23 protein-coding genes are annotated in these 22,045 nt (G+C 70.5%); 13 read left to right on the forward strand and 10 right to left on the reverse strand.

From position 1 onward, the window contains the following. Nucleotides 1-31 precede the first annotated feature (31 nt). On the forward strand, nt 32-1,237 hold the full coding sequence (gene ilvA / locus HNR02_RS14280; protein WP_179773665.1) for a threonine ammonia-lyase: 1,206 nt from the start codon (nt 32-34) through the stop codon (nt 1,235-1,237). A 44-nt stretch (nt 1,238-1,281) separates the two neighbouring features. Further along, complete coding sequence (locus tag HNR02_RS14285; RefSeq protein ID WP_179773666.1) at nt 1,282-1,755, forward strand: Lrp/AsnC family transcriptional regulator; 474 nt, start codon at nt 1,282-1,284, stop codon at nt 1,753-1,755. Here the strand turns inward: HNR02_RS14285 and HNR02_RS14290 are convergent. The 3 genes from HNR02_RS14290 to HNR02_RS14300 all read right to left on the reverse strand — a co-directional run bounded on the left by HNR02_RS14290 (nt 1,734) and on the right by HNR02_RS14300 (nt 3,749). Further along, nucleotides 1,734-2,525, reverse strand: coding sequence for an MBL fold metallo-hydrolase (locus HNR02_RS14290; protein WP_179773667.1), 792 nt, complete (start codon nt 2,523-2,525; stop codon nt 1,734-1,736). The genes HNR02_RS14285 and HNR02_RS14290 overlap by 22 nt on opposite strands. A 108-nt stretch (nt 2,526-2,633) precedes the next feature. Next, nucleotides 2,634-3,134 carry a transcription elongation factor GreA gene (greA, locus tag HNR02_RS14295; RefSeq protein WP_179775914.1) on the reverse strand — a complete coding sequence of 167 codons (501 nt, stop codon included), beginning with the start codon at nt 3,132-3,134 and terminating at the stop codon, nt 2,634-2,636. Between the two features lie 189 nt (nt 3,135-3,323). Beyond that, the gene (locus tag HNR02_RS14300) at nt 3,324-3,749 is read right to left on the reverse strand and encodes a DUF4307 domain-containing protein (RefSeq protein WP_246338564.1); all 426 of its coding nucleotides are present in this window, start codon (nt 3,747-3,749) and stop codon (nt 3,324-3,326) included. A 102-nt stretch (nt 3,750-3,851) separates the two neighbouring features. On the opposite strand from HNR02_RS14300, the gene mca reads away from it, so the two are divergent. The 6 genes from mca to HNR02_RS14330 all read left to right on the forward strand — a co-directional run bounded on the left by mca (nt 3,852) and on the right by HNR02_RS14330 (nt 10,510). Continuing rightward, nucleotides 3,852-4,763 (forward strand): mycothiol conjugate amidase Mca, encoded by a 912-nt coding sequence (gene mca, locus HNR02_RS14305; protein ID WP_179773668.1) that lies wholly within the window; start codon nt 3,852-3,854, stop codon nt 4,761-4,763. Next, nucleotides 4,760-5,080: a hypothetical protein gene (locus HNR02_RS14310; protein ID WP_179773669.1), complete on the forward strand. Its 321-nt coding sequence runs from the start codon at nt 4,760-4,762 to the stop codon at nt 5,078-5,080. Before mca ends, HNR02_RS14310 begins: the two co-directional genes overlap by 4 nt. 37 nt (nt 5,081-5,117) lie before the next feature. Then, nucleotides 5,118-7,148: a thioredoxin domain-containing protein gene (locus HNR02_RS14315; protein WP_179773670.1), complete on the forward strand. Its 2,031-nt coding sequence runs from the start codon at nt 5,118-5,120 to the stop codon at nt 7,146-7,148. A 59-nt stretch (nt 7,149-7,207) separates the two neighbouring features. Beyond that, nucleotides 7,208-7,765, forward strand: coding sequence for an ATP-binding transcription factor AbmR (gene abmR, locus HNR02_RS14320; protein WP_179773671.1), 558 nt, complete (start codon nt 7,208-7,210; stop codon nt 7,763-7,765). Nucleotides 7,766-7,913: 148 nt separating this feature from the next. After that, nucleotides 7,914-9,803, forward strand: coding sequence for an acyl-CoA dehydrogenase family protein (locus HNR02_RS14325; protein ID WP_179773672.1), 1,890 nt, complete (start codon nt 7,914-7,916; stop codon nt 9,801-9,803). Nucleotides 9,804-9,871: 68 nt separating this feature from the next. Continuing rightward, nucleotides 9,872-10,510: a VC0807 family protein gene (locus HNR02_RS14330; protein ID WP_179773673.1), complete on the forward strand. Its 639-nt coding sequence runs from the start codon at nt 9,872-9,874 to the stop codon at nt 10,508-10,510. A gap of 87 nt (nt 10,511-10,597) precedes the next feature. Here the strand turns inward: HNR02_RS14330 and trhA are convergent, their stop codons facing one another. After that, nucleotides 10,598-11,269: a PAQR family membrane homeostasis protein TrhA gene (gene trhA, locus HNR02_RS14335; RefSeq protein WP_179773674.1), complete on the reverse strand. Its 672-nt coding sequence runs from the start codon at nt 11,267-11,269 to the stop codon at nt 10,598-10,600. A gap of 89 nt (nt 11,270-11,358) precedes the next feature. On the opposite strand from trhA, the gene HNR02_RS14340 reads away from it, so the two are divergent. Both HNR02_RS14340 and phoH2 read left to right on the forward strand, forming a co-directional pair. Next, complete coding sequence (locus tag HNR02_RS14340; RefSeq protein ID WP_179773675.1) at nt 11,359-12,135, forward strand: isoprenyl transferase; 777 nt, start codon at nt 11,359-11,361, stop codon at nt 12,133-12,135. Nucleotides 12,136-12,470: 335 nt separating this feature from the next. Further along, nucleotides 12,471-13,865 carry an RNA 5'-3' helicase PhoH2 gene (phoH2, locus tag HNR02_RS14345; protein ID WP_179773676.1) on the forward strand — a complete coding sequence of 465 codons (1,395 nt, stop codon included), beginning with the start codon at nt 12,471-12,473 and terminating at the stop codon, nt 13,863-13,865. 43 nt (nt 13,866-13,908) lie between these two features. On the opposite strand, the gene guaB1 is transcribed toward phoH2, so the two are convergent. Further along, complete coding sequence (gene guaB1, locus HNR02_RS14350) at nt 13,909-15,348, reverse strand: GMP reductase (RefSeq protein ID WP_179773677.1); 1,440 nt, start codon at nt 15,346-15,348, stop codon at nt 13,909-13,911. Between the two features lie 30 nt (nt 15,349-15,378). Here guaB1 and HNR02_RS14355 point away from each other — a divergent pair, with 30 nt between their 5' ends. Continuing rightward, complete coding sequence (locus tag HNR02_RS14355) at nt 15,379-15,828, forward strand: DUF309 domain-containing protein (RefSeq protein ID WP_179773678.1); 450 nt, start codon at nt 15,379-15,381, stop codon at nt 15,826-15,828. 178 nt (nt 15,829-16,006) lie between these two features. Here HNR02_RS14355 and HNR02_RS14360 read toward each other — a convergent pair whose 3' ends face one another. Together HNR02_RS14360 and HNR02_RS14365 are read right to left on the reverse strand one after the other, a co-directional pair. Continuing rightward, nucleotides 16,007-16,624 (reverse strand): MBL fold metallo-hydrolase, encoded by a 618-nt coding sequence (locus tag HNR02_RS14360; protein WP_179773679.1) that lies wholly within the window; start codon nt 16,622-16,624, stop codon nt 16,007-16,009. Nucleotides 16,625-16,643: 19 nt separating this feature from the next. Further along, entirely contained in the window at nt 16,644-16,793 is a 150-nt protein-coding gene (locus tag HNR02_RS14365; protein WP_179773680.1) for a hypothetical protein, read from the reverse strand. A 57-nt stretch (nt 16,794-16,850) separates the two neighbouring features. Here HNR02_RS14365 and HNR02_RS14370 point away from each other — a divergent pair, with 57 nt between their 5' ends. Further along, the gene (locus tag HNR02_RS14370) at nt 16,851-18,350 is read left to right on the forward strand and encodes a CehA/McbA family metallohydrolase (RefSeq protein WP_312861009.1); all 1,500 of its coding nucleotides are present in this window, start codon (nt 16,851-16,853) and stop codon (nt 18,348-18,350) included. Nucleotides 18,351-18,387: 37 nt separating this feature from the next. Here HNR02_RS14370 and HNR02_RS14375 read toward each other — a convergent pair whose 3' ends face one another. After that, the gene (locus HNR02_RS14375; protein ID WP_179773682.1) at nt 18,388-19,899 is read right to left on the reverse strand and encodes an ATP-dependent DNA ligase; all 1,512 of its coding nucleotides are present in this window, start codon (nt 19,897-19,899) and stop codon (nt 18,388-18,390) included. Then, a complete protein-coding gene (locus HNR02_RS14380) occupies nt 19,860-20,789 on the reverse strand; it encodes a DMT family transporter (protein ID WP_179773683.1) in 930 nt (309 codons plus the stop codon). Before HNR02_RS14380 ends, HNR02_RS14375 begins: the two co-directional genes overlap by 40 nt. 69 nt (nt 20,790-20,858) lie before the next feature. Here HNR02_RS14380 and HNR02_RS14385 point away from each other — a divergent pair, with 69 nt between their 5' ends. After that, nucleotides 20,859-21,443, forward strand: coding sequence for a TetR/AcrR family transcriptional regulator (locus HNR02_RS14385; protein WP_179773684.1), 585 nt, complete (start codon nt 20,859-20,861; stop codon nt 21,441-21,443). On the opposite strand, the gene HNR02_RS14390 is transcribed toward HNR02_RS14385, so the two are convergent. Next, nucleotides 21,432-21,986, reverse strand: coding sequence for a sigma-70 family RNA polymerase sigma factor (locus HNR02_RS14390; protein ID WP_179773685.1), 555 nt, complete (start codon nt 21,984-21,986; stop codon nt 21,432-21,434). The two genes, HNR02_RS14385 and HNR02_RS14390, sit on opposite strands and share 12 nt — an antisense overlap. Nucleotides 21,987-22,045 lie beyond the last annotated feature (59 nt).

Raw genomic sequence — 22,045 nt, forward strand, 5'->3', positions numbered from 1 at the left:
CCCCCGGACCGAGGGTGGCATGATCCGGCATATGGATCTGGTGAACGTCGACCGCATCCGCGAGGCGCGGAAACTCCTCGAAGGAATCATCCGCGTCACGCCGATGGAGCACGCGCGTGACCTGGAACGCCTGCACGACGGCGCCGTTCATCTGAAATGCGAGAACCTGCAGCGCACCGGCTCGTTCAAAATCCGCGGCGCCTACACCCGGCTGCACGGGCTCAGCGCGGAGGAACGGGCCAGGGGAGTCGTCGCCGCCAGCGCGGGCAACCACGCGCAAGGTGTGGCTCTCGCCGCTTCACTGCTGGGCATCTCGTCGACCGTTTTCATGCCCACCCGTGCGCCGCTGCCCAAGCTGGCCGCGACCCGTGGGTACGGCGCGGACGTACACCTGCACGGGGACGTCCTGGAAGAGGCGCTCGCCGAGGCCATCGCGTTCGCCGAGCGCACCGGGGCCGTGTTCATCCACCCGTTCGACCACGCCGACATCATCGCCGGGCAGGGAACCGTCGGACTGGAAATCCTGGAGCAGGTACCGGAGGCGGCCACGGTCCTGGTGCCCACCGGCGGCGGCGGGCTCGTCGCGGGCGTGGCGTGCGCGGTGAAGGCCCTCCGGCCGGACGTGCGCGTCGTCGGGGTGCAGGCCGAGGAGGCGGCGGCGTTCCCGCTGTCGCTCGCGGCGGGCGGGCCCGTGCGGCTGCCGCAGATGCAGACGATGGCCGACGGCATCGCGGTCGGCCAGCCCGGCCCCGTGAGCTACGCGCACGTCGCGGTGAAGGTCGACGACGTCCTCACGGTGTCGGAGGAATCGCTGTCCCGCGCGGTGTTGCTGTGCCTGGAACGGCGCAAGCTCATCGTGGAACCGGCGGGCGCGGCGGCCGTGGCGGCCCTGCTGCAGTATCCCGGCGAGTTCGACGGGCCGGTGGTCGCCGTGGCCTCCGGCGGCAACGTGGACCCGTTGCTGCTGTTGCAGATCATCCAGCACGGCATGACGGCGGGCGGCCGCTACCTCGCGCTGCGGCTGCGGGTACCGGACCGGCCGGGATCGCTGGTGTCGGTGCTGTCGCGCGTACGGGACCTGGGCGCGAACGTCCTCGACGTCGAACACTCCCGGATCTCCGGCACGCTCGCCCTCGGCGAGGTCGAGATCGCGCTCAAACTGGAAACGCGCGGCCCCACGCACTGCGAGGAGGTCCACACCGAACTCCAGCGCGCCGGGTTCACCGTCGTCCCCTGACAAAGCTCCCCACCGTGGCATTGGTGGTGTTCGAGGAGGTCCACGTGGATGCGCTTGACGCCCGGCTGTTGCTGCTGCTCACCGACGCGCCGCGGCTCAACGTCCTGGAGTGCGCGCGCAGGCTCGGCGTCGCGCGCGGCACTGTCCAGGCGCGCCTGGACCGGCTGACCGAACGGGGCATCCTCGGCGGCTTCCCGCCGGAGCTGAACCTCGCCGCCATGGGGTACGGGCTCACGGCGTTCGCGTGGCTCGAAATCGCGCAGGGCCGGCGCTCCGCGGTGGCGGAAGCCCTCACCGCGATCGAGCAGGTCTGCGAGGTGCACGCCACCACCGGGCAGGGTGACCTGTTCGTCCGGATGGTGGCGCGCGACCACGACGACCTGCAACGGGTCATCGACGCCGTGGTCAGCGTGCCCGACGTGCGGCGGACGTCGACGTCACTGGCCCTGTCGACGCCCGTGCCGCCGCGGGTCCGCCCGCTGCTGGAGCGGCTCGCCTACGACACGAACTCCAGGTAGCGCCTGGCCGAGCGCTGCACCACGTCGTGGCCGTTCTGGCGCACGACCGCGTCCCACCACGCGCCGTAGACGGCCTCGAACTCGTAACCGGCGAGGATCTCCGCCGCCTGCCGCACGATCGCGGGCCGCTCCGGGATGAGGTTCGGGTAGCTGTACATGAAGGCCACGAACTCACGGTCCGGGATGACCTGCACGATGTCGCCGGACAGCAGCGCGCCGCGCCCCTGCTCACCGCCCGACCAGTGCAGGACCGTGCCGCCGGTGAAGTGCACCCCGAGGTTGACCAGGGTGAGGTCGTCGCCGACCCGCTTGGTCCGCCCGCCCCACAGTTCGATCCGCTCGTCCGGGCGGCCGATCCACTCCCGGTCGCCCTCGTGCAGGTAAACCGGCACGTCGAAGGCACGGGCCCACTCCACGCAGGTCGTGTAGTAGTGCGGATGGCTGATCGCGATACCGGTGATGCCGCCGCGGGCCTTCAGATCGGCGACCAGATCGTCGTCGAGGTAGGCGGTCAGGTCCCAGAGGAAGTTGCCCCCGGCGGCTTCGACGAGCAGCGCCCGCTGGCCGATGCCGAGCTTGCCCGTGGTGCCGATGCCGGTGATGCCCCCGCCCTCCGGCCTGACGAGGGGGTCGAATTCGGCCTGGATCGCGGCCAGGTCGGTCCACTGCTGGCCGGAAGCCGGGACGTACTGGCGCTCGTCCTCGCAGATGGGGCAGTCCACGCGCGGGGCGTCGTACTGCATGGTGCACGTCACGCAGATGGGGTTCATGCCCGGACGCTACCGCCCGGGCGGTGCTGTTCCGGGTGCGAAGAGGCGGTCGTTCCGGGCGGTGCTCGTCCCGCCCGGAACCGGCCGCTGCGAAAAAGAGTCCGGGGATCAGCCGGCGTACGGGACGGCCTTGACCAGGGTCACCTTCTGCGTGCTGCCGTTGGGCAGCTCGTACTCACGCGACTCGCCCTCCTTGGCGCCGAGCAGGGCCTTGCCCAGCGGCGACTCCGGGGAGTACACGTCGAGGTCACCCTCCGAGGCGCCTTCCTCGCGCGTGGCGAGCAGGAACTTCTCGTCCTCGTCGTCGCCCTCGTAGCGCACGGTGAGGACCTTGCCGGGGCCGGCGAGACCGTCGTTCTCCGGAGCTTCGCCGACCTTCGCGGAGCGCAGCAGCTCCTGGAGGTGCCGGATGCGCGCCTCCTGCTGGCCCTGCTCCTCACGGGCGGCGTGGTAGCCCCCGTTCTCCTTGAGGTCGCCTTCCTCACGGCTGTCGTTGATCTTCGCAGCGATGACCGGACGATTCTCGATCAGCTCGTCGAGCTCGTGCTTGAGCCTGTCGTAGGCTTCCTGGGTCAGCCAGGTCACCTGGGTGTCGCTCACGGCCACCATCTCCTCGTCGTGCCTGCCGGACATGGGTATGCATGCCGGCAGCCGCACTCCGCCGAGTGCGGCTGGATAAAGGAAAAACACGGCCCGTTCGGGCCGTGCCGGTAGACCAGAGTAGCACGCCACAGCAGGTCAGCGCCGGTCCTTGTGCCAGAAACCGGGCATTCGCCGCGTCATTCACCCCGTTGGCCGCTAACTCCTTGACAAATATTGTGGGATGTCGTAGGAGCAGCCGTACACGTCCGCGGTGACCGGGCGGCCGATGCTCTTGACGACGGTGTCGACCCGGCTGTCGTCGGCCGGGATGTAGACCTCCTTGCGCCCGCTTTCGGCACCGCTGAGGTCGCGCGTTCGCACGATGCACACACCCGGTTTCTCCGGGTGATCGCGCGTCACGTTGAGTGAGATCGTCATCGTGTTCCCCGGCAGTTCTTCGAACGTGACGCGTTCCGCGCTGATCGGCGCCGCCCCGAGGTTGACGTAGCCGACCCACGCCACGGCACCGCTCACGACCAGCGCGACGGCCCCGAAGGCCCACATCCGCCAGCGGCGGCTCGCCCTGCGGGGCCTGCCGTAGCGGCCTTCCGGCAGTGACGGCGGGGCGCTGGCGGTGCTCAAGCCGGGCCTCCGATCGAAGTTGTCGTACCCCCGGGGACAATGGGGTGCATCCGCAGTATCTCTCCGGGGCGGAATAGGGATTCAGAAGGGGTCGTTGGACGCATGGTGGGTTCTGACGAGCTGATGTCCGGATCGGGATCGCGCCTGCGTCTCATGGCGGTGCACGCCCATCCCGACGACGAATCGAGCAAGGGCGCGGCCACGATGGCCCGTTACGTCGCCGAGGGTGCCGAGGTCATGGTCGTGACCTGCACCGGAGGCGAGGCGGGCAGCATCCTCAACCCGGCGATGGACCGGCCCGACGTGCTGGCCAACATGAGCGCCATCCGCCGCGAGGAGATGGCCAGGGCCGCCGAGATCCTGGGCGTGCAGCACCGCTGGCTGGGCTTCGTGGACTCCGGTCTGCCGGAGGGCGACCCGTTGCCCCCGCTGCCGGAGGGCTGCTTCGCGCTCACGCCGATCGAGGAGCCGGTGCGGGAACTGGTCAAGGTCATGCGCGAGTTCCGCCCGCACGTCGTGCTGACCTACGACGAGAACGGCGGTTACCCGCATCCGGACCACATCCGCACCCACGAGGTGTCCATGGCGGCCTTCGACGCCGCCGCCGAGCCGGACAAGTTCCCGGAGGACGGCGAGCCGTGGCAGGCGTTGAAGCTCTACTACATGCACGGGTTCTCCCGGGCCCGCATGCAGGCGTTCCACGACGCGCTCGTCGAGGCCGGCATCGAGTCGCCGTACGCGGAGTGGCTCGGCAAGTGGGATCCGGACCGCGCCGACGTCATGGAGCGCGTCACCACGCAGGTCGAGTGCGCCGAGTACTTCCCGGTGCGTGACGAGGCCCTCAAGGCGCACGCCACGCAGATCGACCCGAACAGCCGCTGGTTCGTCGTGCCGCTCGACATCCAGCAGAAGCTGTGGCCGACCGAGGAGTACGAGCTGGTCCGGTCGCTGGTGGACAGCACGCTGCCCGAGGACGACCTGTTCGCGGGCGTCCGTGAGAAGGTGAGCACATGATTTTCTCGTTGCCGGTGACGGCGCCGGTCGCCACGACCGCCCTCGTACTGGCGCAGCAGCCGGGCAACGGCGACAACGGTGGCCAGGGCGAGGACTTCGGCAAGTCCTCGCCACTGGGGTTCCTGATCCTGCTGCTGTTCCTCATCGCGGTCGCGCTGCTGGTCCGCTCGATGACCAAGCACCTCAAGAAGGTCCCGGCCACCTTCGACCCGGAGGAGCAGGCCGCCGCCGATGCGGCGGAGAAGGACGGCGCCGGGGCCGCGGACAAGCCTGCCGAGGCACCCGTCAAGGAGCCGGAGAAGAGCGAAAGCAGCTAGCGCGGCGACGCTCGAAGCGGCGTGACACCCTGGTGCCATGGCCAACCGACTCGCCGACGCGACGAGCCCCTACTTGCTGCAGCACGCCGAGAACCCGGTCGACTGGTGGCCGTGGAGCGCGGAGGCGCTCGCGGAGGCCCGGCGCCGGGACGTGCCGATCCTGCTCTCCGTCGGGTATGCGGCCTGCCACTGGTGCCACGTCATGGCCCACGAGTCCTTCGAGGACGCCGAGACCGCGCGCCTGATGAACGACAACTTCGTCAACATCAAGGTGGATCGCGAGGAGCGTCCCGATCTCGACGCGGTCTACATGACCGCGACGCAGGCGATGACCGGCCAGGGCGGCTGGCCGATGACCTGTTTCCTCACGCCCGGCGGTGAACCGTTCCACTGCGGCACCTACTACCCGCCGCAGCCGCGTCCGGGGATGCCGTCGTTCCAGCACCTCCTCGTCGCCGTGGCGCAGGCGTGGCAGGAGCGCCGTGACGAGCTGACCGAGGGCGCCGGGAAGATCGTGGAGCACCTCGCCGGGCAGCTCGGGCCGCTGGAGCCCGCGCCCGTCGACGAAGGTGTGCTGGACGCGGCGATGCTCAAGCTCACCGGGGAAGCCGACCCCGAGCGTGGTGGATTCGGTGGTGCGCCGAAGTTCCCGCCGTCGATGGTGCTGGAGTTCCTGCTGCGCCACCACGAACGCACCGGGTCCGCCGAGGCACTGTCCTTGGTGGAATCGTGCGCGGAGGCGATGGCCCGCGGCGGTATTCACGACCAGCTCGCCGGCGGCTTCGCCCGTTACTCCGTGGACGCCGCGTGGGTCGTGCCGCACTTCGAGAAGATGTTGTATGACAACGCTTTGCTGCTGCGGGTGTATGCGCACCTGGCCCGCCGTACCGGATCCGCGTACTTCTCCGAGGTCGCCCGGCTGACCGGGAACTTCCTGCTCGGCCGCCTGCGCACCAGCGAAGGCGGGTTCGCCGCGTCGCTCGACGCCGACACCCTCGGTGAAGAGGGGGCGACCTACGTGTGGACGCCACGGCAGTTGCGCGAGGTGCTGGGCGACGAGGACGGCGCGTGGGCCGCGAACCTGTTCTCCGTCACGGAAAACGGGACGTTCGAGCACGGCACTTCGGTCCTGCAGCTGCTGCGTGACCCGGACGACCACGACCGGTTCGAGCGGGTCCGTGCCGCGCTGCTGGTGGCGCGCGATCAGCGTCCGCAGCCGGGCCGCGACGACAAGGTGATCGCGTCCTGGAACGGACTGGCGATCACCGCGTTGTGCGAGGCGGGCGTCGCGCTCGACGAACCGCACTGGGTGTCGGCGGCGCAGCACGCCGCGTCCACGGTGCTCGGCATCCACTTGCGCGACAACAGGTTGCGCCGCAGCTCGCGGGACGGGGTCGCCGGTGACGCGGCGGGTGTGCTGGAGGACTACGGCTGCCTCGCCGACGGTCTGCTCGCCCTGCACCAGGCTACCGGTGACCCGCGCTGGCTCGCCGAAGCGACGAACCTGCTGGATATCGCCCTCGACCGGTTCGCCGTCGACGACACCCCCGGCGCCTACCACGACACCGCCGACGATGCCGAGGTGCTCGTGCACCGGCCGTCGGATCCGACGGACAACGCGAGCCCGTCCGGCGCGTCGGCACTGACGAACGCGCTGGTCACGGCCTCGGTGCTGGTCGGAGCCGACCGCTCCGCGCGGTACCGGGAGGCGGCAGGGCAGGCGGTGCACCGCTCCGGTCAGCTTGCCGGGGCGGCGCCCCGGTTCGCCGGCCACTGGCTCACCGCGGCCGAGGCGATGCTGGCCGGGCCGGTCCAGGTGGCGATCGCGGGACCGGACTCGACCGAGCGCGATCTGCTGCGCACCGTGGCCGCGCGGCGGGCGCACGGCGGTTCGGTCGTGCTGGCGGGCGAGCCGGGCGCCGACGGTGTGCCACTGCTCGAGGACCGGCCGATGGTGGACGGGAAGAGCGCGGCCTACGTCTGCCGCGGGTACGTCTGCGACCGGCCGGTGACCAGCCCTGATGACCTGGTCTCAGCATTGTCCGCCGGCAGTGAACACGGGGTCTGAGGCGGCGGTTCCGGCGTAGCGTGTTGCTGTGTAATCAAGTAATCGTCGTGGAGGCGATCATGCGCACACACGCACACTGGGGACGGGGACGCGGACAGGCCGAGGTGCCTCCGGCGGACGATGCGGCGGGCTGGTTCACCGGACGCCTGCCGGACGGCTGGTTCACCGGCACCCCGGACATCACGGTCGACCGCGAGGAAATCCTGATCGTCGGCGAACTGCCGTCACTGACCGGCGACTTCGCCGACGACGCCGCCCGCGCCGCCGCCGAATCCGGCCGCATCAGCCGGTTCCGGGAGGAGACCCGGGACCACCGCATCGAGATCGCACGGCAGGCCGAGCACCGGTACCGGCGCAAGGTGTCCTGGGGCGCGCGTCTCGGGGGCACGGAAGAGTTGTTCACCACACAGTCGGTGCCGGTGATGACGCGTCTGCGCCAGCCCGAGCGGCTGGTGCTCGACACCCTCGTCGACGCCGGGGTCGCGCGGTCCCGTTCGGATGCCCTGGCCTGGGCTGTTCGCCTCGTCGGGCAGCACGCCGAGGAATGGCTGGGCGAGCTGCGCGAGGCCATGTCGAAGGTCGACGAACTCCGCAAGGAGGGGCCGGATCTGGCCTGAGGTCGAAGCCGCACCGCGACCGTGTGGACTCTGCTGATCCGGCCAGAAGTAGGCGGTACGGTCCGCAGCGAATCTGCTCGTAAAGACCGTCGCCGCCGTGGCTGTGGTCGGATTGGCAGCAAGAGGCGCAGTACGCCAGAGTAGGGATATGAACCCCGATGCGTTGACCGCGGTACTGGACGGGCAGTGGGCCCCGCTGCGCCGGGAGATTCGCGCCCAGTTCCAGGACTACTCCCTCGACGAACCCTATGACCTCAGCACCGAGGAGTACCGGGCGTGGGTGCTGGAGCGCCTGCGCGAGCTGGCCAAGAGTGGCTGGCACCGGACCGGGTTCGCCGAGGAGTACGGCGGCGGTGGTGACATCGGCGGTTCGGTCGTGTCGTTCGAAATGCTCGGCTACGGCGATCTGTCGCTGATGGTCAAGTCGGGCGTGCAGTGGGGCCTGTTCGGCGGCGCGATCCAGTTGCTGGGCAACAGGTCCCACCACGAACGCTACCTGGCCAGGGTGATGGATCTGGACCTGCTCGGCTGCTTCGCGATGACCGAGACCGGGCACGGGTCCGACGTGCAGCACCTGCGCACGACCGCGACCTACGACCCGGCCACCCGCGAGTTCGTCATCGACACCCCGGACGAGCAGGCGCGCAAGGACTACATCGGCAACGCGGCCCGGCACGGGCAGGCTGCGGTGGTGTTCGCCCAGCTCGTCACGGGTGACGAAAGCCGTGGTGTGCATGCGTTCTTCGTGCCGGTCCGGGACGAGTCGGGCGCGCCGTTGCCGGGCGTGGAGATCGGTGACGACGGCCGCAAGGCCGGGCTGAACGGCGTCGACAACGGGCGCCTGGCCTTCCACTCGGTGCGGGTGCCGCGGGAGGCGCTGCTCAACCGCTACGGCGACGTGACCGAGGACGGCACCTACACCAGCCCGATCGAGAGCGACAACCGCCGGTTCTTCACCATGCTGGGCACGCTGATCCGCGGCCGGATCAGCGTGGCGGGCGGCGCGATCCACGCCACCCAGCGGGCGCTGGCGCTCGCCACGCGCTACGCCGAGAAGCGCAGGCAGTTCGGCCGTCCCGACGGCTCGGGCGAGACTCTGCTGCTGGACTACCGGGCGCACCAACGGAAGCTGCTGCCGGCGATCGCGCGCACCTACGCGCTGCACTTCGCGCAGGAGGAGCTCGTCCGGACGCTGCACGACATCCAGGGCTCGGACGACGCCGAGGAGCGCGCGCAGCGGGAGCTGGAGTCGCGGGCCGCCGGGATCAAGGCGGTCGCGACGTGGAACGCGACGCGGACCATCCAGATGGCGCGGGAGGCGTGCGGCGGCGCGGGATACCTGTCGGAGAACCTGCTGCCCGCGTTGAAGGCCGACACCGACGTCTTCACCACGTTCGAGGGTGACAACACGGTGCTGCTGCAGCTGGTCGCGAAGGGACTGCTCACTGGCTACCGCGATCACTTCGCCGACCTGAGCCCGCTGGCGACGGCCCGCTTCGTGGCCGAACAGTTCGTCGGCGCGGTGGTCGAGCGGACGGCCGCGCGCAAGGTCATCGACCGGCTGGTCGACGCCGCACCCGGCCGGGACGACGACACCGTGCTGTTCGACCGTGGCTGGCAGGTGAAGCTGTTCGAGGACCGCGAACAGCACGTGCTGGAGGGCTGCGCGCGGCGGCTGCGCCAGGCGGCGGAGGCGGACCCGTTCGAGGTCTTCAACGACGCCCAGGACCACGTGCTGCGCGCGGCGCGGGTGCACGTCGACCGGATCGTGCTGGAGGCGTTCGTCGCCGCCATCGAGCGCTGCGAGGACCAGGAGACGCGCGCACTGCTGGAGCGGGTGTGCGATCTCTACGTGCTGTCGAACGTCGAAGAGGACCGCGCGTGGTTCCTCGAACACGGGCGCCTGACCTCAGCCCGGTCGAAGGCGGTGATCGCGGCGGTGAACGACCTGTGCGCCGAACTGCGCCCGCGGGCCCGGCTCCTGGTGGACGGCTTCGCGATCCCGGAGCCGTTCCTGCGGGCGGCGATGCTCCGCTGACAAATGTCATGCCAGGGACGGGAAGTTCGGCCTGATCGCCGCGCCCGCTCCCGGGCGAGGCTGGGGGCATGACGAACAAGGCGAAGAACGCCGTATTCGAGAGTTTCGGTCCGCTGGTCATCGACGCCGGTGTGCCGGTCGCGATGTACTACGTGCTGTCCGGGCCAGGGGGCATGAGCACTCTCGCCGCGCTGGCCTGGAGCAGCGCGCTGCCCCTGGTACGCACGTTGTGGAGCCTGGCACGGGGCCGGGTCAACCTGCTCGCCGTGGCGATCCTGCTCGTCAATGTCACGGGACTGGCACTGAGCCTGGTGGTCGGTGACCCGCGGCTGATGCTGGCCAAGGACAGCGCCGTGACCAGTGTCCTGGGGCTGGCGGTCCTGGTGTCGGTGGCGCTGGGCAGGCCCCTGATGACCGCGGGCCTGAAACCGTGGGTCACCAAGGGCGACCCCGCTCGCGTCGAACGGTGGGAACGGCTGTCCGGGTCCTCGGCGAGTTTCCGGAACGCCGAGCGCGCGTTCTCGCGCATCTGGGGCGCCGCGCTGCTTGTCGAGTGCGCTGTCCGGCTGGTGGGAGTGTGCCTCCTCCCGGTGGAAACCATGGTCTGGCTGGGCCCGGTGATCCTCGGGGTGTCCCTCACGCTCGCCACGCTGGTGGCCGGAGGGCGCGCTGCCGTCCCCATGGAGCGCATGGTGGCGGCGAAGTGACCAGGCGGCGTGAACGGGCCGAGAGCCCGGACGACGAGTGCCGGGTCGTCTTCGCGGGTTCGGGCGTGCCGCACCGGACGCGACGCATCAGGCGTAGAGCGCCAGCCAGACCGCGATGTAGTGCGAGACCGCGGCCAGCACGGTGCAGGCGTGGAAGAACTCGTGGTACCCGAAGGTGTTCGGCCAGTAGTTCGGCCACTTGACGGCGTAGAACACCGCGCCGATGGTGTAGAACAGGCCGCCCACCAGCAACAACACCAGCGCGGTCACGCCCGCGTGCGTCGCCAGTTCGGGCAGCACGAAGATGGCCACCCAGCCGAGCGCCACGTAGATCGGCACGCCGAGCCACCGTGGCGCGCCCGGCCACAGCATCTTCAACGCGACACCGGCGAGCGCGCCGCCCCAGACCACCGCCAGCACGACGTACCCGGTGGGCTTCGACATCGACAGGAGCGTGAACGGGGTGTACGTGCCCGCGATGAACAGGAAGATCATCGAATGGTCGGCACGCTTCATCCACTGGTAGCCGCGCGGGCTCCACAACCGGCGGTGGTAGAGCGCGCTGACGCCGAACACGCCGAGCACGGTCAGCCCGTACACGGACGTGGCCAGCGCCGCCAGGCCGGACGCCGTCGCGCCGGCGAGGGCGACCAGTGTCGCGACGCAGGCGAGCGCGCTGAAAAACGACCAGAAGTGGATATGTCCGCGGAGCCGGGGTCGGGTGTCGACGAAGGACGGCGGTTCGGTCTCTACGGTCACACCAACCAGGTTACGGCGACGTAGGTTCCGCGCCAGTCAAGCGTGGCCCGGCCCACGTCGCTCGGGGCGGCTGCGTACATTGGTTGGACGTGAGTCTTCGCTCCTTCGGGTCCCGGGTCGTCTACAGCATCTACGGCCGTCGCCTCATGCAGCAGGCCGCGGGCAAGCACCCGCGACATATCGCGATCATGCTGGACGGCAACCGCAGGTGGGCGCGGGAGGCGGGTTTCACCGACGTCGCCGACGGGCACCGCGCGGGCGCTCGCAAGATCGCCGACTTCCTCGGCTGGTGCCGCGAGGCCGACGTCGAGGTCGTGACGATGTGGCTGCTGTCCACCGACAACCTCAGCCGCGCGACCGAGGAGCTCGAACCACTTCTGGAGATCATCGCCGACGTCGTCGACGAGCTGGCCCACCCCGGCAACCCGTGGCGTATCCGTGTGGTGGGCGCGCTGGAGCTGCTGCCCGGCCCCATCTCGAAGCGCCTGCAGGCCGCCCAGGCCAGCACCGAGGGACGCGCCGGCATGGAGGTCAACGTCGCCGTCGGGTACGGCGGCCGCCAGGAGATCGCCGACGCGGTCAAGAAGCTCCTGCTCCAGCACGCCGACGAGGGCACCTCCATTCGCGAGCTGGCGAAGATCCTCGACGTCGACCACATCTCCGAACACCTCTACACCTCGGGCCAGCCCGATCCGGACCTGATCATCCGCACCTCCGGTGAGCAGCGGTTGTCCGGTTTCCTGCTGTGGCAGTCCGCGCACTCCGAGTTCTGGTTCACGGAAGCATACTGGCCCGCGTTCCGGCGCGTCGACTTTCTCCGCGCGGTTCGTGACTATGCGTGGCGTCATCGCCGGTTCGGTACTTGACAACACGTTCAGTGTCGATTCGCTGATTTGTTCTCTACCGACGGTGAGATGACGACTCGGTGAATCACCTGCCTGGCTGCCTGCACGAAACGGCGAACGCAGGTAACTTCCGAAGTGATGGCTCGTGACCTTGCGGACCATCACGGGAGGCCCTGGTAGTGGCGGTTGTAGAGCAGACGGCGCGCAAGCCGTTCGCGATACCCACGAGGGGGCCGGCACCCGGCCCTCGTGGCCCTGCCCGCTGACGTTCCGGCGTCAGCGAAGCGGACCAGCCAGGGTGGTGCCCGGCCCAGCGAGTGTGGGCGTGGTGCCACGTCCACGAGGGAGATGCCGTCGTGACTACGCAGCGTTCGCCCCGTAAGGCCTCCGGCCGCTCACCGAATTCCGCGGAGGGCACCGCAGAACCCCCGAGTCCCGTTCCCGGACAGCACACCTATGTCCTGGACACCTCGGTTCTGCTGGCCGACCCGTGGGCCATCACGAGATTCGCTGAGCACGCCGTGGTCCTGCCGTTGGTCGTGATCAGTGAACTGGAGGCGAAACGGCATCACCCGGAACTGGGCTGGTTCGCGCGGGAATCGCTGCGCAGGCTCGACGACCTGCGGCTCAAGCACGGCCGCCTGGACGCGCCCATCCCGATCGGGGACTCCGGCGGCACCCTGCACGTCGAGCTGAACCACTCCGACCCGACGGTCCTGCCGCCCGGCTTCCGGACCGACTCCAACGACCACCGGATCCTGGCCTGCGCGCTCAACCTCAAGGTCGAGCGCACGACCGTCACCCTGGTCACGAAGGACATCCCCCTGCGCGTCAAGGCCGGTGCGGTCGGCCTCGACGCCGACGAGTACCGCGCGATGGAGGTCACGCCGTCCGGCTGGACGGGGATGCTCGACCTGGACGTCCCGCAGGAGGCGGTCGACACGCTGTTCCGCGACGGAGTCGTGGACCTGGCCGAGTACGGCCTGCCGGAGGTCGGCGAGTCGCCGTGCCACACCGGTCTGCGCATGATCGCGGGTTCGGGCAGCTCCAGCGCGCTGGGCAGGCTGACGCCGTCGAAGAAGGTCAAGCTGGTGCGCGGCGACAAGGAGGCGTTCGGCCTGCACGGCCGCTCCGCGGAGCAGCGGATCGCGCTGGACCTGCTGCTCGACCCGGACATCGGCATCGTCTCGCTCGGTGGCCGGGCAGGCACCGGCAAGTCCGCGCTCGCACTGTGCGCCGGGCTGGAGTCGGTGATGGAACGCCGCGAGCACCGCAAGGTGGTCGTGTTCCGGCCGGTGTACGCCGTCGGTGGGCAGGACCTCGGCTACCTGCCGGGGTCGGAGTCGGAGAAGATGCAGCCGTGGGCGCAGGCGGTGTTCGACACCCTCGGTGCCCTGGTCAGCCAGGACGTGCTGGACGAGGTGTTCGACCGCGGCATGCTCGAGGTGCTGCCGCTGACGCACATCCGCGGCCGCTCGCTGCACGACTCGTTCGTGATCGTCGACGAGGCGCAGTCACTGGAGCGCAACGTGCTGCTGACCGTGTTGTCGCGGCTGGGCACGGCGTCCCGCGTGGTGCTCACGCACGACGTGGCGCAGCGCGACAACCTGCGCGTCGGGCGGCATGACGGCGTGTCCGCGGTGATCGAGAAGTTGAAGGGTCACCCGCTGTTCGCGCACGTCACGCTGACCCGTTCGGAGCGCTCGCCGATCGCCGCGCTGGTCACCGAGATGCTGGAGGACCACGGATAGTGACCGGTGGGGCCGCCTCCCGCGCGGAGGCGGCCCCGCTTCGTCACCAGCCCGCGGGCAGCGGGCGGCCTTCGGCGAAACCGGCGGCGGACTGGATGCCCAGCACCGCGCGCTGGTGGAAGTCCTCGATGTCACGCGCTCCCGCGTAGGTGAACGCGGAGCGGACACCCGAGCAGATCTCGTCGATCAGGTCCTCGACACCGGGGCGGGCCGGGTCGAGCAGCATCCGCGAGGACGAGATGCCCTCCTCGAACAGGGCCTTGCGCGCCCGCTCGAAAACGTTGTCGGTGCGCGTGCGAGCGCCCACCGCCCGCTTCGACGCCATCCCGAACGACTCCTTGTAGGGGCGGCCGTGCTCGTCGTAGCGCAGGTCGCCGGGCGATTCGTGGGTGCCGGCGAACCACGAACCGACCATCGCGGCCGAGGCGCCCGCCGCCAGCGCCAGCGCGACGTCCCGCGGATGCCGGACACCTCCGTCGGCCCACACGTGTTTGCCCAGGTCACGGGCGGCTTTCGCGCACTCCAGGACGGCGGAGAACTGCGGCCGTCCGACGCCGGTCATCATCCGTGTCGTGCACATCGCGCCAGGGCCGACGCCGACCTTGATCACGTCGGCACCGGCGTCGATGAGGTCCCGCGTACCCTCGGCGGTCACCACGTTGCCCGCGACGACCGGGATCGCGGGCGACACCGAACGGACGGCCTTGAGCGCGGCGAGCATCTTTTCCTGGTGGCCGTGCGCGGTGTCGACGACGAGCGTGTCGATGCCTGCCGCGAGGAGCGACTCGGCCTTCGCCGCGACGTCGCCGTTGATGCCGACGGCCGCGGCGACCCGCAGCTTTCGCTGTGCGTCGACGGCCGGGGTGTAGATGCCGGCGCGGAGCGCGGAGGTCTGGGTGAGGATCCCGGCGAGCTTGCCGTCGGCGTCGACACCCAGCGCGACCTGGGCGCCGGCGGCGTGCAGGTGCTCGAACACCTCGCGCGGGGGCGTGTCCAGCGGGCAGGTCACGGCCGGTTCGAAGGCGACCTCGGAGACCCGCGCGAAGCGGTCGACGCCGGTGCAGGCGGCTTCGTCGAGGATGCCCTCGGGGCGGCCCTGCTCGTCCACCACGACGACGGCGCCGTGCGCGCGCTTGCCGATCAGGTTGAGGGCGTCGGCGACCGCGTCACCGCCGGTGAGGACCAGCGGCGTGTCCCAGGTGGTGTGCCGGCTCTTGATCCAGCTCACGATGTCGGCGACCGCTGCCGGGTCGACGTCCTGCGGAAGGACGACGAGCCCGCCGCGCCGGGCGACCGTTTCGGCCATCCGCCGCCCCGCGACGGCCGTCATGTTGGCGACGACCAGCGGAATCGTCGCACCCGTGCCGTCGACGGTGGACAGGTCGACGTCGAACCGCGACTCCACGGCCGAGCGGCTGGGCACGAGGAAGACGTCGTCGTAAGTCAGGTCGTGAGCGGGCCCGTGGCCATCGAGAAAACGCACGAGTCCCCAGACTACGGCACAATCGGGGCCATGGCCGATCGGGACCGCGACACCGAGGGACGCCCACGCAACGCCCGCCCGCGCGACGGGCTGGGCCGGCCGCTGCCGTACGGGGCGGCGGGGGTGGAGCGCCAGCCGGAGGGTGTGGTGCGGACGCCGCCGGAGACCGTGGCGGAGGCCCAGCGCCTGCTGGACGCCGGACGGCCCTTCCACGCGCACGAGGTGTTCGAGGACGCGTGGAAGTCGTCGGACGGCCCGGACCGCGCGCTGTGGAAGGGGCTGGCGCAGTTGGCGGTGGGCCTGACGCACGCCGCGCGGGGCAACCTGGCGGGCGCTGCCTCCTTGCTGACGCGCGGCGCCGAGGCGATCGCGCCGTACGCGGAGGAGGCCCCGCACGGGCTCGACGTGGCGGGCTTGGTCGCGTGGGGCCGCGCCGGCGCGGCTGCGCCCGAGGAACTGGCCTCGCCACACCTCACCTAGCCACACGCCGCCCGGAGCGGCAAACACGGCGCCCGGAGCGGCAAACACGGCGCCCGGAGCGGCCAACACGGCGCTGGGCGGCGTGTTGGCTGTTCCGGTTGGCGTGTTGGCCGTTGCGGGCAGTGTATTGGCTGTTCCGGGCGCCGTGTTGGCTGTCCGGGTGGGGCGAGAAGCCGGGTCAGGGCCAGTCGCTGGAAGCTGCCTTTTCCGCGCCGATCGTGGTGGACTCGCCGTGGCCCGTGTGGACGGTAGTTTCCTCGGGCAGTGTGAAGAGCCGCTCGCGGATCGATCGCACGATGGTCGGGTAGTCGGAGTAGGACCGGCCGGTCGCGCCGGGGCCTCCGTGGAAGAGCGTGTCGCCCGTGAAGACCGTTCCCAGTGACGGCGCGTGGAGGCACACGGCGCCCGGCGCGTGGCCCGGGGTGTGCCGCACCGTCAGCGCCGTGCCCGCGATCTCCAGCACCTGCCCGTCGGCCAGCGCGCCGTCGGGTGCCCGGTCCGGGTGGGTGAGGTCCCACACCACCCGGTCGTCCGGGTGCAACAGGACCGGGGCCCCGGTCAGCCGGGCCAGTTCGGGCGCGGCGTTGACGTGGTCGTTGTGCGCGTGGGTGCACACGATCGCCCGCACCCGCGCGTCGCCGACCGCCCCGGCGATCGCGGCCGCGTCGTGCGCGGCGTCGATGACCAGCACCTCGTTGGCGTCACCGACGATCCACACGTTGTTGTCCACGTCCCACGAACCGCCGTCGAGTTCGAAGACGCCCGAGGTCACCACGTTACGCACCGTTGCAGCCATGCCCGTGAACTTAGACGACCTAGCGCGATGTCTCCAGGCTGGCGGCCAGGTTGCCGATCCTGCGGGCCTGGGCGAGGTAGTCCATCGAGGCGACGTGATGTTCGTTCAGGTTCTGGACACGCGCTGTACCGACGTCCGGCTCGCGGAGGTCACCCGCGGCTGGTGGCATAGCCCCATGTGCATGGGTTGCGGGGTTTCCCGACGCGGTTTCCTGCAGGCGGCATCCGTGGCGGGGGCGGTGACCCTCGCGCCGGTCACCTTCGCCGGAACCGCCGAAGCCAGTGAAACCACGCAGGGCCGGACCGAGACGAAGGTCCTCACCGGACGGTTCGAGCCCGGCACGGAAGACTTCGTGTACCTGCCGGTGGAGGTCCCGGCGGGCGTGAGCCAGCTGTCGGTCGTCTACAGCTACGACAAGCCGACCGTGCCCAGCGGGACGCCCGGAAACTCCTGCGACATCGGCATCTTCGACCATCGCGGCACCAGGCTGGGCGGCGACGGGTTCCGCGGCTGGTCCGGCGGCTTCCGGGACCGTTTCTCCATCAGCCGCACCGAGGCGACACCCGGCTACCTGCCCGGCGACGTCACGCGCGGTACCTGGAACATCGTCCTCGGCCCGTACACGATCGCGCCGCAGGGCATGAACTACCGCGTCGAGGCGACCCTCACCTACGGTCCCGCGGGCCCCGCGTACCAGCCGAACTATCCGCCCGAGCGGACGCGCGTCCGCGGCCGCCGCTGGTACCGCGGCGACTGCCACCTGCACACCGTCTACTCCGACGGCAAGCGGTTGCCCGCCGAGGTGGCCGCCGGTGCGCGCGAAGCCGGGCTCGACTTCATCACCTCGACCGACCACAACACGTCCTCGTCCCACGGGGTGTGGGGCGAATTCGCCGGCGACGACCTGCTGATCGTGCTGGGCGAAGAGGTCACCACCCGCAACGGCCACTGGCTCGCTCTCGGCGTGCGGCCCGGCCAGTTCGTCGACTGGCGGTACCGGTCCCGCGACAACGAGATCGACGAGTACCAGCGTGCGGTGCACCGTTCCGGCGGCCTCTGCGTCGCCGCGCACCCGTACTGCCCGTGGGTCGGGTGCAACTTCAAGTTCGGCTACGACGGCTTCGACGCGGTCGAGGTGTGGAACGGCCCGTGGACGTGGGACGACGACGCCGCCGTGTCCGAATGGGACAACACTCTGGTGGAATCCGTGCGCGGCAAGGGAAGCTTGCTGCCCGCGATGGGCAACAGCGACGCGCACAACCCGGGCCAGGTGATCGGCCTGCCGCAGACCGTCGTCCTCGCCGACGCGCTCACCCGCGACGCGATCCTCGACGGGATCAAATCGGGGCGCAGCTGGATCGCCGAGTCCGCCCGGGTGCAACTGTCACTCGCGGCGACCGGGCCGCGCGGGCAGGCCGCCGGTATCGGCGATCGTCTCTCCGTGGCCGCCGGGGACAAGGTGGCCGTGCGACTGGACGTCTCCGGTGTACCGGACGGAACCGTCCGCCTCATCACCGATGAGGGACAGGTGTTCCAGCAGAGCCTTCCCGCTTCGGGGAGCGGCAGCGTGACGTGGCTGACCACGCCCGCGGTGTCGGCTTATGTGCGTGCTGAGGTGCGTCACCCCCTTCCCGATGGATCCGCGGGCGCTCCCGCGTTGTCGCCCGGTCTGAACTTCGGGGCGATGGCGGCGATGACGAACCCGGTCTTCCTCGGCCGGGTCTGATCGCCGCCGCGCCCCCGCGCTCGAATCCGTATGGGCCTCACCCCTTCAAGGTGGCGCGGACGGCGTCGATGGTGTCGGCGTCGGCCGCCTCCTTGTCGGGGCGGTAACGCACCACGCGGGCGAAACGCAGTGCGACACCGCCCGGATAGCGGGTGCTGACCTGGGCGCCGTCCAGTTCGATCTCGACCACCAGCTCGGGCCGGACGTGCACGGCCCAGCGGTCGCGGTGGGACTCGATCTCCTGGAGCGTCGTGGTCTGCCACGCCAGGAGCTCGTCGGTGAGCCCCTTGAACGTCTTGCCGACCATGATCGGCGGTCCGCCGTCCGGATCGCGGGCGCCGAGGTGCAGGTTGGACAGGTAACCCGTGCGCCGGCCGTGGCCCCATTCCGCGGCGAGGACGACGAGGTCGAGCGTGTGCACCGGCTTCACCTTCAGCCACGCCCGGCCCCGCCGCCCCGCCGCGTACGGCGAATCGAGGGCCTTGACCATCACGCCCTCGTGTCCGGCTTCGAGGGCGGCCGTGAGGATCGCGCCCGGATCGGGCGGGTCCGTCCGGCCCGGGATGAGGTGCTCGCCCGCCACCCGGCGCAGCGCCTCATTGCGGTCCCGCAACGGCTCGTCCAGCAGGTCCTGACCGTCCAGGTGCAGGCAGTCGAAGAAGTACGGCCGCAGCAGCAACGCGCGCACCTGCTCCTCGCGCGTGCTGCCGAACCGGCTCATCGTCTCCTGGAACGGCCGTGGCCTGCCGTCGTCGGTCAGCGCGAGCGTCTCGCCGTCGAGCACCACCGACCGGCACGGCAGCGCTCGCACCAAAGACACCAGCTCGCCCACGTGCTGGGTGATCTCGCGCAGTGTTCTCGTGTACACGTGGACCTCGTCGCCCTCGCGGTGCACCTGAATCCGCGCTCCGTCCATTTTGTACTCCACGATGGCGGACGGGTGTTCCCGCACCGCTTCGTCGAGCGACTCGGCCGGGGACGCCAGCATCGGCCGCAGCGGACGCCCCAGTTCGAGCCGGAACTCCCCGAGCGCGGCCTCGCCACCGGTGACCGCCGCCGAAGCGGTGACCGGCAGCCGCCCGGAGAGCATGAACGCGCGCCGGACGGCTTCGGCGGGCACCCGCGCTGCCGCCGCGATCCCGTCCAGCATCACGCCTTCCAGCGCTCCCTGCCGCAGCTCGCCGGTGAGCAGGCGGAACAGGAACTGCTGCTCGCCTTCGGTGGCGCGGGTGAACAGCTCCGTCAGCAGAACGGTGCGGCGTTTCGCCGATCCGCTGCCGGAAGCCGCTCCCACCGCGCCGAGGGCGTCGTCGACCTCGGCGACCGTCAGGTTCGCCCGGCCCGCCGGGCTCGCGCCCAGCTCGGCCAGCGTGCGCCATCCCGTCCCGATGCGGCCCTGGGTGGGCTGACCGGTCAGGAAGGCCACGACGGCGGGCAGTTCCCGCTCGCCGGCGCGGTTGAGCAGGTCTGCCAGCGTCGCGATCTTCGCCTTGCGCGAGCGGGTGGCCGCTAGCGCGGCGGAGGCGGTGACGACGTCGGCGAGCAACATGCGGACATCATCTCCCGCCCCACCGACAATTTCCGGGAACTGCGCAGGACCAGCCCGACCGCACCCAGGCAGACGAGCAGCCCGAGCAGGCCACGCACAGTGATCGTGTCACCGAACATGATCCAAGCCATGACCATCGTCGTGGGCGGTGTGAGGTACAGCAGGGTCGAAACCGTTGTCAGGGAGCTACGACGCAGCACCAGCCAGTAGCAGCCGTACCCCCCGAACGTGGAAAACAGCACGACCCACCCGATCGCGTACCAGAATCCGGAATTCACCGGCGGAACCAGCTGACCGGTGGCCGCCGCGATCCCGCTGAACAGGACCGCGCTCGTCGCGCACTGCACGACCAGGCCGTCCACGAGCGGGACGTCCGAAGCCGTCTTGCGCTCGATCAGCGTCGCGGTCACCAGCGCGAGCATCGCCAGGAAGGGCAGCCCGTACGCCAGCGCGGGTGTGCCCGGGCGTCCCGACAGGTCGCCGCCGACCACGAGGGCGACCCCGCCGAGCCCGACGACCAGACCGGTCCAGCGCAACGTCCCGGCCCGTTCGCCGAGCACGAACTGCCCGAGTACCACCGCCACGATCGGCTGCAGGGCGGCGATCAGCGCGGAAGTCCCCGCGCCTACACCGAAATCGGCCGCCGCGTAGACGCAGTAGAGGTACGCGCCCTGTGAGAGCAGCCCGAGACCGGCTTGCACGGCGACGTCGCGCGGTCGCATCGAACGCCGCCGGTACACCCACCACGCGCCGAGCAACAAGGCCGCGATCACGAAGCGCCAGGCGAGCAGCGTCACCGCGCCGCTGGACCGCGATCCGAGCGTCGCTCCCACGAATCCCGAGCTCCAGAACAGCACGAACCCGGCTCCGGCGATGGCGTTGCCCCGCATCCGGCCCTCCTTCGCGGTATACCGATCTGTATAGCCCACCGTAGCTATACCGACCTGTATACTCAACTCGTGGAGACGGAGAAGCCGCTGACGCCCGCCGCGGAACGGATCCTCACCGTGGCCGGGAAGTTGTTCTACGGCAACGGGATCCACGCCGTGGGCGTGGACACGATCGCCGCCGAGGCCGGCGTCACGAAAAAGACGCTGTACGACCGCTTCGGTTCGAAGGCCGAGCTGGTCGCGCTCTACCTGCGCCGCCGCGACGAGCGCTGGCGCGAGTGGGTGCGGTCCCGTGACGACCCGCGCGCGACACCCGCTCGGCGGATGCTGCGCGTTTTCGACGCGCTGGCCGAGTGGATGGTCAAGGAGAATTCACGAGGGTGCGCTTTCGTCAACGCGCACGCGGAACTTCCGTCGGCCGACCACCCCGGGCGGCGCGTGATCACCGCGTCGAAGGAGTGGCTGCTCGAACACCTGCGTGACCTGGCTGCCGAGGCCGGGGCGCGGAACCCGCGGCGGCTGGCGGAGACCCTGCTGATCCTCGTCGAAGGAGCGACGGTCACGGCGTCGCTGGAGGTGGTTCCGACAGCCGTGACGACGGCGAAGCGGGTCGCGCAATCGCTGATCGACGAGGCGACGGGGTCAGCCGAGTGACGCGGTCCGCCCGGTGGAACCGAGCGCGGACGTCAGGTCCTCGCGCGCCCGGAACACCCGGGACCGGATGGTGCCGACCGCGCAGTCGCACACCTGCGCCGCGTCGGCGTAGGACAGGCCGATGACCTGCGTGAGCACGAACGCCTCCCGGCGCTCCGGCTCCAGTTCGGCGACCAGCTCGCGCAGCACCACGAGCCGCCCGTGGTCCGGCGTCCGCGCGCCGCTCTGCTCCGCCGCGGCCACCCAGTCCTCGACCTGGCTGGTCCGCGGTCGCCGCCGCGAAGTGCGCAGGTGGTCGGCCGCGACGCGCTTGGCGATCGACAACAGCCACATCCGGGCCGGTGAGCGTCCCTCGAACGACGGCAGCGCGCCGAAGGCCCGCAGGTAGGTCTCCTGCGTGAGGTCCTCGGCCACACCAGGATCGGACAGGTAGGTCAGCAGCCGGTGCAGCTGGCGCTGCGTGGCGGCCACGAAACGCTCGGCGGCCGCACGATCGCCGCGCGCCGCCGCGAAGGCGTGCCGCGTGATCTCCTCGTCGTCCACGTCGCGTTCCTCCCGGTGCGGGCCTGGGCGAGAACCTTATGGCCTCGGGCGCGGCCGGC

This window comes from Amycolatopsis endophytica, from assembly GCF_013410405.1.
Taxonomy (GTDB): Bacteria; Actinomycetota; Actinomycetes; order Mycobacteriales; family Pseudonocardiaceae; genus Amycolatopsis_E; species Amycolatopsis_E endophytica.